At 63.7% G+C, this 10,261-nt stretch carries 10 protein-coding genes and 1 pseudogene; 3 read left to right on the top strand and 8 right to left on the bottom strand.

What is annotated here, in order from left to right:
• From VN856_RS13115 to VN856_RS13095, 5 genes and pseudogenes are all read right to left on the bottom strand, one after another.
• Positions 1-789 (bottom strand): MMPL family transporter (locus tag VN856_RS13115; RefSeq protein WP_325689646.1); only part of this gene is annotated, 789 nt, incomplete at its 3' end.
• Positions 786-1,166, bottom strand: coding sequence for an MmpS family transport accessory protein (locus tag VN856_RS13110; protein WP_414686943.1), 381 nt, complete (start codon positions 1,164-1,166; stop codon positions 786-788). The genes VN856_RS13110 and VN856_RS13115, both read right to left, overlap by 4 nt.
• A gap of 1,138 nt (positions 1,167-2,304) precedes the next feature.
• Positions 2,305-5,073 (bottom strand): AAA family ATPase, encoded by a 2,769-nt coding sequence (locus VN856_RS13105; RefSeq protein ID WP_325689644.1) that lies wholly within the window; start codon positions 5,071-5,073, stop codon positions 2,305-2,307.
• A pseudogene (locus VN856_RS13100) lies at positions 5,070-5,267 on the bottom strand (sigma factor-like helix-turn-helix DNA-binding protein); the annotation flags it as partial. The pseudogene VN856_RS13100 and the gene VN856_RS13105, both read right to left, overlap by 4 nt.
• 356 nt (positions 5,268-5,623) lie before the next feature.
• Positions 5,624-5,851, bottom strand: a complete 228-nt coding sequence (locus VN856_RS13095; RefSeq protein ID WP_325689642.1) for a DUF3618 domain-containing protein — start codon at positions 5,849-5,851, stop codon at positions 5,624-5,626.
• 118 nt (positions 5,852-5,969) lie between these two features.
• Here VN856_RS13095 and bcp point away from each other — a divergent pair, with 118 nt between their 5' ends.
• Positions 5,970-6,443: a thioredoxin-dependent thiol peroxidase gene (gene bcp / locus VN856_RS13090; RefSeq protein ID WP_325689640.1), complete on the top strand. Its 474-nt coding sequence runs from the start codon at positions 5,970-5,972 to the stop codon at positions 6,441-6,443.
• On the opposite strand, the gene VN856_RS13085 is transcribed toward bcp, so the two are convergent.
• Positions 6,440-7,804 carry a cytochrome P450 gene (locus VN856_RS13085; protein WP_325689638.1) on the bottom strand — a complete coding sequence of 455 codons (1,365 nt, stop codon included), beginning with the start codon at positions 7,802-7,804 and terminating at the stop codon, positions 6,440-6,442. The genes bcp and VN856_RS13085 overlap by 4 nt on opposite strands.
• 268 nt (positions 7,805-8,072) lie before the next feature.
• Between VN856_RS13085 and VN856_RS13080 the strand changes: the two genes are divergently transcribed.
• Complete coding sequence (locus VN856_RS13080) at positions 8,073-8,657, top strand: hypothetical protein (protein WP_325689636.1); 585 nt, start codon at positions 8,073-8,075, stop codon at positions 8,655-8,657.
• A 15-nt stretch (positions 8,658-8,672) separates the two neighbouring features.
• Here VN856_RS13080 and VN856_RS13075 read toward each other — a convergent pair whose 3' ends face one another.
• The gene (locus VN856_RS13075; protein ID WP_325689634.1) at positions 8,673-9,014 is read right to left on the bottom strand and encodes a DUF732 domain-containing protein; all 342 of its coding nucleotides are present in this window, start codon (positions 9,012-9,014) and stop codon (positions 8,673-8,675) included.
• Between the two features lie 161 nt (positions 9,015-9,175).
• Here VN856_RS13075 and VN856_RS13070 point away from each other — a divergent pair, with 161 nt between their 5' ends.
• A complete protein-coding gene (locus tag VN856_RS13070; protein ID WP_325689632.1) occupies positions 9,176-9,544 on the top strand; it encodes a VOC family protein in 369 nt (122 codons plus the stop codon).
• Between the two features lie 24 nt (positions 9,545-9,568).
• On the opposite strand, the gene VN856_RS13065 is transcribed toward VN856_RS13070, so the two are convergent.
• Positions 9,569-10,261 (bottom strand): M20/M25/M40 family metallo-hydrolase (locus VN856_RS13065; protein WP_325689630.1); only part of this gene is annotated, 693 nt, incomplete at its 5' end.

Raw genomic sequence — 10,261 nt, 5'->3', positions numbered from 1 at the left:
TTCGCCCAGCAGCGAAACCACGCCGCGGCCGGCCGCGAGTCCCACGAAGAGGATCACCATGGTCAGCAACACGGTGCCGATGGACCGGTAAACGAACATCAGCATGATCGCGATGACGATGACCGTGATGATCGTGATCTTCGCCAGGCTCTTGTCACCGACAACGATCACGTCGGCGGTCAGGGCTCCCTGGCCGGCGACGTAGGCCCGCACTCCCGCCGGCGGCTTGGCGTCCGCGACGATCTTGCGCACCGCGGCAACGGATTCGTCGCCGACCGCCCCACCCTGATCACCTTTGAGGTTGACCTGAACGTAGGCGGCCTTGTGGTCGTAGCTCTCCACACCCGAGGACGTGAACCGCTGTCCCCAGAAGTTCAGTGCGTGCTCGACGTGTTCGTGGTCGGCCTGGATCTTTGTGACCAGCTCGTCGTAAAACTTGTGCGCGTCCGGGCCGAGCGGTTTGTCACCGACCAGGGTCACCAGCACGAGGTTGTCGGAGTCGTACTCCTTGAATTTCTCCCCGATATGCTTCATCCCCGTCACCGACGGCGCGTCGGACGGCGACAGCGGCACCGAGATCTCCTCGGCGACCTTCTCCAACTGCGGGACGAAGACGTTGACGCCGACCGCGAGCAACACCCAGATCACGACGATCGGTAGCGCCAGAACGCGGATGGTGCGGGCTATCCGCGGTTTGTGCTCGACTTCGGTGCGTTGCGCGACGGGGATTTTGTCCGTGTCGCTCGATTCGTCGTTGTCGTCGGTCGCGCCGCTGGTCTCGTCGGTCACGCGGATTTGTCCAAGCAGGAAACCTGCGCGTCCCGGGTGTTGGCCTGTTGTTGATCGACCAGTTTGCCGTCGACGGTGATGCGGCAGCCGATCGAGGGCCCGTCACCTTGGGCGACGACATAGGCGAAGATGCCGGGCATCTCGGCGACGATCGTCTTCGACCAAGGCAAGGTCGTGAAGTTAGCTTTCTGCGGCAATGACTCCGCATCCATCCAGTTGACGACGCCGGTCGTCCCGGGCGGACCCAGGATTTCGTAGACCGCGGTCTTGGCCGCATACGGCGGGGTCGCATCCCGGGGATCCGGCTTGGGCAAGCCGGGTCCAGGAAACACGCCGTTGAGTCGCATCACCGCGACGCCGCCGACGATCAGTGCCACGAGCACGACGAGTGGAACCCATGCCCGCCTGAGTAGCCTCAAAACCACCGTGCCCCCCGACTAGGAATGCCCGACGGGCTGATATTAAGGCATTTCTTCGCGTGCGCCACCGCTAGCCGAACGTCATAGCTTCCGGGTTCATTCCTGGGCCGCGCCGTCGCGCCGGATCCGGGCCGCCCGCCCGGGGCGTGGCCACACCGCTCGTCGTGGGGCATCTGATCAGTTTGCTGGCCGACGACGTGACGCCGGGGTGGACTACTCGCGTGCCGGCAGCACAAAGCGACGGTCGAGCGAGAATAGGTACGGCCGCGTTCCTAAGGCGAAACACCCTCGAAAGCGCTTGTGGAGTAAGGCATGGAAACGTAATGGGCTACAGGCGATTTCGCTGGGAGACTGATTTCGGCGACAGCGAGTATCGAAGACGGCTGAGTTAGTTTCAGAAAATAATTAATTCGCCGGCGTAAACGACGATGCTCTGCGTAGCACGCCATGTGTTTTGCGAGACGTCGATGGCTCGCCGCCGATCTGAAATCAGCAGCGATTTAGGCCCATGGCGCGTACCCTGACCTGCATGGCTACCAAGACCAAGGTCAAGATCAAGACTTGCGTACATTGCGGCCACAGATTCGATCCGAGCGACCGATGGCGTGACCTGTCGAATCCGGATTGGCACCCAGCCGCTTCAGTTTATTGTTCGCAATATTGCTGCGACCGATACCATCTCGAAATGGTGCATTGCTGCTCGACCCACATAAAAGAGAAAGCTCGGCGCGAAGCCGCCAGGGCGGCGCGATAATCCGCGCTTCGACGGATGTTCAATTGGCGCTGACGAAACTTACAGCAGGTTCGCAGCTGTTCAGAGGGCGGATTTGACCGTTTCGCGATAGCGTTGAGCCAACGGAGCACCGTCGGGAGGTTGACTATGTGCCATTACCTCATCACAGTCGAGTTCGACGATGGTCAGCTAGCGACCACGCAATACTCTTCGCCGGGTGATGTGAGAACCAAATTGGCCGAAGTCGTCAACGATTTGACAGACGAAGACGGCATCGAGCACTTCCGAAGCGTCACCGTCACTCAAGCTGCCTGAAGGCTCAGGGCGCACCGGCTTGCCACGTGCAGTCGGGGTTCACAGCCGTCACGGCAGCGCCTGGGCCCAATCGATATGACCTTCGAAGCCAAGCGCCTCGGCCATGTCGCGGTAGCGATCCCGGAAGTCCGCGTAAGCAGCGGCCTCGCCGCGAGCCTGCGCCAGGCGGGCCCGCAGCCGCAGCAGCCAAATCTCGCGCACCGCGAAACTGCCGTCGGCCTCCGCTAACCGCTCGATCGTGGCCTCCGCCAGCCGCTCGATCGCGGCCTCTGCTTCGACCAAGTCACCCTCGGCCCCCCGATCGAGCAATGTTTCCACCAGAACGCCCGTCGCAGGAATGCTCCACCCCAGTAGGCGTCCCTCGCGGAACTGGCCGTCGGCGGTTACGCGCAGGAGCGGTATAGCGCCATCGCGATCTCCGCGTTGAGCCTGCTCACGAGCCAAGCAGACTTCGACGATAGGTAACTCGGCCAGGAAGAAGCCGCGGCGTGAGAACACTTCGCCGACCTCCGCCAGGACTTGCCGTCCCCGGTCGCGCTCCGCGTCCGTACCGCGGTGCACCAGCGCAATGCCCAGCGTCATCCGGGAGATGGCCACGGCGACATCATCACCGGATTGTTCGGCAATTCGCAGGGCATCCTCGATCTCGCCCATCACGCGATCGTCGGGCCTCAGCATGCCCGGCGGTATTGCCGCGGAGTAGGCGTAGGTGACAACGGTGGCGTAGGACACCGGGTCGGTGCTGCGAGCCATGGCGAGGCCGTGCCGCAGGTCGTCGCGCCATCCCGGAAGTCCCAGGCAATAACTGGCCGTTGCCCGCGTCGTGAAGGCGAGCGCTAACGGAGAGCCGATGATGAAGTTGCCTTTTGAGGGATCACCGTCGGCCAGGTCGATAACCATCTGCGACCACCGCAGCGCGTCAGGCCACTCGGCGGACTTAGCTCTGGCGTAGATCGACGCGAGGGACAGGCCCACCGTCAAGTTCGGATCCTCGAGCGACTCGATGAGGGCCATCGCTTCCGATGCCAGCTGCGACGCTTCCTGCAACCTAGCCTGATGCAAGTGATCCATCACCCGCCCTGCCATGGCGATGGCCAGTGAAGCCTTGTCCCCGGCAGCGGCGCACAACTCGCGCAATTCCTCAAAACGGGCGCCTGTCGCATGCTCGTTAACTCGCCAGGCGATTCCGCACAACATGGTGCGAGGTGCGATGCGCATGGGTGCCCGGTCGTGGTCATCGGCGGGTAGGGCGTCGGCGATCGTCCGGGCCCGCTCCCAACTGCGCCATGCCGCGGCGATGTCGCGGTTGGTCGCCCAGGTTGCGGCCCGCACTTGCCAGCCGTAAGCAGCGTGCCCATCGCCGGCCGCCTCCAGATGCTCGGCAATCAAGGCGGCATTTTCATCGCCTGCTGCCGGGTTACGTGATTCGATGGCGGCCGCGGCGCGCCGGTGCAGCTCGGCGCGATCCGATTCGAGCTGCAATTCGTAGGCCACCGTGCGAATCGATGGATGGTGAAACACGTATGCCGGTTGCCCGGCGAAGCGGACCTGGTCGATGAGCTGCGCGGCCAGCAGATCATCCACGACCGCTTCAACGCCCACCGCTGCCAGCATGTCCACGTTAAATCGCGCACCGAGCACTGCCGCCGCGCTCAGGGTGCGCTTTGCCATTGGCGCAAGTCGATCGATGCGAGCAGCGATGGCAGCCTGCAGCGTGACCGGCACGCTCACGTCGCCAACCTCCGAGCCCGAGAGGTAGGCACCCGGCTCACCGCGGAGCACACCGCGCTCGGCCAGTTCGCGCACGATTTCCTCGGCGAAGAACGGATTGCCGGCGGCCCTCCGGGCGATCTTCTGGCTCAGCGCGCCATTCGAGGGATCCGGGCCGAGCAGCTCCGACACCAGTCCCCCGGTTTCCGAATCGCTCAGCGGCGCAAGGGCAACAGACTGGGCACCTGGCACTCGGGTCAGAGCGCCCTGATATTCGGGCCGGTGCGTGATCAGCACCAGGGAGGGCGTCTGCAGCATGACCGTAAAGAAATCGGCCAGCAGCGACTCACTGACCTCGTCGATCCAGTGGCTGTCCTCGATGACGAAGACCGCTGGGGCCCGGCGGGCCAACGAGACCGCATTTACCAACGTGGTCAGCCGCCGCCGACGAGCATCCGGATCGATCTTCGGCAGCTCCACCTCGGGATCGGCGATGCCCAGCAGGTCGTCGTAAAGCAGTAAGTCCTCAGGCGCCGCGTCGGGTGCCTGAGCCCGGATCTGCGCCCGCGCGGCGGGTGGGTCAAGACTCTCGACACCGGTGACTGCGCGCAACAGGCGCGTCACGGTATGGAAGGGAATCTGGCTGGTGTGCGATTCGCAGAAGGCGCTGAACACGTCGACATCACGGGCATCTGCCATTGCCGAAACTTCGCGCACGAGACGGCTTTTGCCTATGCCAGCCGAGCCGACTACGCCGACCACCGCGCCATGGCCATCGATCGCACGCTTCAGTAACCCTGCAACGACCGACATTTCCCACTGCCGACCGATCAGATCCGGCTGCGGCAATGGCGGCCGAACTGCTATCGGGTCATCTTCGTCGGCAATGTCGTCGAGGTCGAGCAGCGACAACAGCGCGGGCATCCCGGCAAGCTCGTTTACCGCATCCCAACAAGTCGGGCACTCGTCCAGGTGGGCCTCGAATTCACGCTTGTCCGTCTCGGACAAAGACCCCAGCACGTAGGCAGCGTCCCAGTGTGCGTACTTGTCGCCGTCTTGTTCGCGCGGTCCAGGAACGGGTCCTCCCTGTCCCGAAACGGCGGTCATGGTGCCACTCCCATCTCCTGCAGGGTTTGCTGCAGCGCTCGCAGCGCGTGATGCAGCCGCGATTTCACGGCGCTTTCGGCGATGCCCAGGTCGGCGCCGATTTGTGCGGTTGTCCAGCGGTAATAATACGCGCGTCGAACCATTGCCCGATCCTCCGCAGACAGCCGCGCGAACGCAGCAGCGACCAGTGTCCGGTTGGTTTCCGGAACGTCCATAACCAGCCTTCCAGTGGTATCACGGGGCCGGCGCCGTTTTGGTTCAAGACCATCGCTAGCCGGTGGTCAACGTGCGGGGCCGGTTGCCGTGCAGTCAGGGAGCTGCAAAATCGCAAAACCGTGCGCCCTCGCGCGGCGCAGCGCCACATGTACGACACGTAGTCGCTACCGTCATCCGACCTCCGTCGTTTCCGGTCCCCCGAGTTTCCAAGGCCTCCCAAGAATAGGGTGCGCCAGACGCCTGATTAGGCCATTTTTGACGTTGAATCACGGCCCGGATTGCGTCAGTAAAAGAGCGAAGACAAGGTTCGCTCGAAGCGGTCCTTGATGAGCTGTTACTTGTTGCGGATTCGGCGTACCGCCAAAGCGGCGGCAAGGGCTGCAATCCCGGCCAGCGAGACCACTACCGCGGGCTTCTTGACGAAGCCGATCACCCGGGCTTTGGCGTCATCGGCGAGTCGGCGGGGATTGGCGCGCACAGCCAGCGAGTCGACGGTCGATGCGAGCTGGTCGCGGGCCTTGTCGATGTCTTGCTTGATGGTGTCGGGATCCCGCTCCGCCACTCTCGTCCTCCCTGTCGTCGGCGAACCCTGACCAGGCTCGGTCTAGGTTGGTGCCTGCCGACCTACCCTAGATCAGCCGGTACTCATCCCACTTGCCGGTGAACAGAAAGGCAGCTCCTTGACCGACACCGAACGCCTTGCGCCGGGCGACAAAGCGCCCCCTTTCACCCTTCCTGATGCCGACGGTAAGAAAGTCTCGCTCGCCGACTACAAGGGCCGCCGCGTGATCGTCTACTTCTACCCCGCGGCATCGACACCCGGCTGCACCAAGCAGGCCTGCGACTTCCGCGATAACCTGAGCGAGCTCAACGGGGCCGGCCTCGACGTCGTCGGCATCTCCCCCGACAAGCCAGAGAAGCTGGCCAAGTTCCGTGATGCCGAAGGCCTGACGTTTCCGCTGCTGTCTGACCCCGAGCGCAAGGTGCTGACGGCCTATGGCGCCTTTGGCGAGAAGAAGATGTACGGCAAGACCGTTCAGGGCGTGATCCGCTCGACATTCGTCGTTGACGAGAAGGGCAAGATCGCCGAAGCGCAGTACAACGTCAAGGCCACCGGACACGTGGCCAAGCTGCGCCGCGACCTGTCCGTCTAGCCGATGACGGCTGCCTCTTTGTACTCGGTGATCGGCCGGGCGATCCCCTGTTCGTCGCAGACCCGCTGCAGCTTCTCCAGCGTCTCGTCGATCCCCGGTCCCAGCCGCTTGCCGGACGTGAAGGTGGCCGGAAGGTGCTGCATGCCCTGGATCACTCCGATCGTCCGATAGTGCACGGTGCCCTCTGCATCGCAGCGGTAGTCGGGCATCCGGTCGAGTACGGCCGTGAGCATCGATTTGAACACGACGCGCGCGACGTTAGAGCCGATGCAGCGGTGGATGCCAAGCCCGAAGCTGAAGTGCCGGTTGTTCTTTCGGCCGAGCTCAAGTCGATTCGGATCGGGAAACACAGCGGGGTCACGGTTGGCCATCGCCCAGGACAGCCAGAGGCGCTCACCCTCCTTGAAGTGCGTGCCCGCGACGTCGAGATCAGCGGCGATGGTGCGACCGTCTCCTGGCGCCGGCGTGAAGTAACGCAGGAATTCCTCGGTCGCGGGGTCGAGCAGTGCTTCCGATTCTCGCCTCAGCAATTCGCGCTGCTCGGGGTTATTACCCAGCCATTCGAGTGCGTGCGCGGTCAGCGCCGTTGTTGTGTCGAAACCGCCACCGATGATCAAGGTCAGCATCCCGAGCAATTCCATGTCGGGGGCAGGTTCACCATTGATCTGGAGTCTTGCCATCGCGTCCACCAGGCCGGGCCGCGGATTCTCGCGGATCTCCAACAGGTGGTTCAACAGGTCCATCCCCATCGCTATCGACTGCTCCAAAACCCTTGGGAATTCTGGGGAATCGGCAGGCGTGTACACGTTGGCGTGGGCCGGCTCGCAGTAGAGCTTCCACTTCTTCAGCGGCACGCCCATCATCGCCAGAGTCAGGACAGCGGGAACGATGTTCGCGAGATCGTCGACGAAATCGATCCGCCCGCTTTCGATCTTCTCGTCGACGCTTGCCCGTACGATCTCGTCCACAAACGGCAACCAGCGCTTGACGGCTGCCGGCGACAGGTACGGGTTGAGGACGGTGCGGTAGACGCTGTGCTCGGGCTCATCCATTTCCAGCATGCCGCCGCGGATGCCGGTGCCATCCGCCACCGGAGGAATGTTGATGCCCCTGTACCCGGTGCCTTCGCCGGTCACATCGCGGTCGTTGGACACGTACGGACATCGAGCGAGCTCGAACACTTCCCGACTGCCCGCGGCCACCCAGTGCCCGTCGTAGGTGTCGGTCCACGCCACCGGGCACCTGGCGTGCATCTCTTCGGTGATCGCGTTGAACCGCTCGCGGTACTCCGGGGTGTGGCGGTCGAAGTGGTAGCGGTTGGCCTTGCGGGCATCGCCGGTCAGGGTGTCTTCCGTGCTCACGCTGGCGTCTCCTGCGGACGAGTGGCTGCATCTAGAAGCAGTATGCGGCGGGACGGTCGGTCTACAAGCGCATTCCGGGGATCGAGTTCTCCCCCAGCATTGACAGGAGCTGAGCGACACAGCACAAGCGAGACAGCAGCGAGCACCGCCAGCATTGCCACATTGGTTGCTTAGCCACGCCCTGATGCAGTGCCGCGCTACTGCAGTCGTCTTACCGCGCCCGAGTGAGGATTCCTATCGACGAAGCGCGAGAGATAGGAAACGAGCCATGATCCGCATCACCGTCGCCCTGACGGGCGCGCTAGCCGCTTTGGCCTTCTCCGCAACTACGGCGCACGCCGACCCCGGGGGCGAAGACCCCGGCGCACCCACGCCAATTGACGTGGGGTTCAATTTCGTCAATGACGGCGGCCACCCATGGGTGGGCGGGACGATGTGGCAGCAGGATTTCAGCGTGCTCAACGCCCCGGACGAGACGTTCGAGGGCGTGGTTCGTCAGGACTACACCCTGTGGCTCACCGCGAACGACCACATCGTCGTCGAACAGGACATCACGGGCAACGTCCCAATTGGGGAGCAGTACAACGACTTCTTTATCACGCTGTCGGCCGGCGCGACCGGCGCTAACTCTTTCGGCCTGGTCTACAACGACATCGGCGGCACCCCGGAGGCATTCTTCACCACACCGTTCGGTAACGAAATCGACTTCCCTACCTGGTTCGTTCAGTTGGTAGGCCCGAGCTTCTTCGAGCCCTCGCTCTTTTTCGAGTCGCTGCCAGCCGCGACAATGCCCGCCGCCGAGCTGCCGGGGCTTGCTGCCGACCTGCCGTCGCTGCTGGCGGGGCTGTTGTGATGCGTGCCGCGCCGGCTACCCGCCGTGATCTTCGATGAAGCCTTCGACCGTTGACAACTGGTCGGGGCAGAACGCGTTCGCCGCTGCCCTAATGATGATCCCGGTATCGCGGCTGGTGTAACCCTCGTTGTCCTCGATGGTCTTAATCACCGCCATCAAATTGGCGTCGCCTTGCAATGCTTGGCACGACGCCTTGCCCAGATTGATCGCCGCAGTGGGTGTCGAGTAGTCGATCTCGCGCCGTTGGAGTTCCGCTATGTAATCGCCTTCGGGGTCAGCGTGGGCCAGCGACGGCGGGGCCACGATCGCGGTGAGGATCACCGCGAAAGCAGCGAAGACGAGTTTGATGATCCGCACCCACCGTCCATTTATTCTGACCTGTAGAAATGACTGCCCCCGGGCAGCCTATGGCGGTTGACTACTGTCATGTGTCGAATTAGTCCAATACGCTGCTCCGACCCAGTCGGGACGAACGAACTTGGGCGACCTGGCGGTTTGGGGCGGCAGGAGGCCACAGCGTGAAAGTCGACAGACCGCCGGAATTTCACTCGATTACCCCGCGCATGGTCGTGAGCGACGCCGCAGGTGCGGTCGAGTTCTTGCGCACGGTCTTCGACGCCGTCGGCGAGGTACAAGCCGCGCGTCCGACCGAAGTGCGCATTGGTGACTCTGTTGTCATGGTGACCTCAGCCACCGAGCGCGAACCGTTTCCAGCTTTTCTCTATGTGTACGTCGACGATGCGGACCTGGCCTATAACCGAGCCCTCAACGCGGGAGCAATGAGCCTGGAGGCGCCGTTCAACACACCGTACGGCGACCGGCGGGCCATGGTCCGCGACCCGTTCGGCAACGTCTTCCAGATCGCGCACCGCACAGCCGACGGGTAAGTGTTGTCGGCTATTAAGTGCCGATCAATCCAGGTTGGCCAGCAGTAACGCCTCGGCGGCCGCGGCCCTTTCCAGGACGCCCAAATCCAGGCTTTCGTTGATGCTGTGCGCCTGCGTTGCCGGGTCCTCCACACCGGTGACCAGGATTGCCGCTTTCGGGAATGCGGCGGCGAATTCGGCGATGAACGGGATCGAACCGCCCATCCCCATGTCGATCGGCTCGGTCCCCCAGGCTTGCCGGAACGCCGCCCGGGCGGCGTCGTAGACCGGGCCGGCGGCATGGATGGCGTAGGGCTGGCCGACGTCACCGAGGGTCACCGTCACATGCGCACCCCAGGGGGTGTGGTGCTCCAGGTGGGCGCGCAGCACATCCAGGTGCGCGGCTGCGTCGCCGCCCGGCGCTACCCGCATGCTGACCTTGGCGCGGGCACGCGGGATCAGCGTGTTCGATGATGCGGCAATGGATGTGGTGTCGATGCCGATCACGGTGATCGCCGGCTTGGCCCACAGCCGCTGCGGCACCGAGCCGGAGCCGATTTCGCTTACTCCGTCCAGCAGGCCCGATTCCGCACGCACCCGCTCGGGCGGGTAATCCACAGCGGCGGCGATACTTTCGTGCAGACCCGCGACGGCCACGTTCCCGTCGTCGTCGTGCAGACTGGCCAACAGTCGCACCAGCACGCTCAGCGCGTCGGGCACCACGCCGCCCCAGATGCC

The sequence above is a fragment of the Mycobacterium sp. genome (assembly GCF_035603715.1).
GTDB lineage: Bacteria > Actinomycetota > Actinomycetes > Mycobacteriales > Mycobacteriaceae > Mycobacterium.
The sequence above is the reverse complement of the archived record's forward strand: the minus strand, read 5'-3'. Positions and strand labels throughout refer to the sequence as shown.

Bases quoted from the DNA above. Each gene is read 5' to 3' on its own strand.
- VN856_RS13080 (WP_325689636.1), top strand. From the start codon at position 8,073: ATGATCCGCATCACCGTCGCCCTGACGGGCGCGCTAGCCGCTTTGGCC.
- VN856_RS13105 (WP_325689644.1), bottom strand. From the start codon at position 5,073: ATGACCGCCGTTTCGGGACAGGGAGGACCCGTTCCTGGACCGCGCGAA.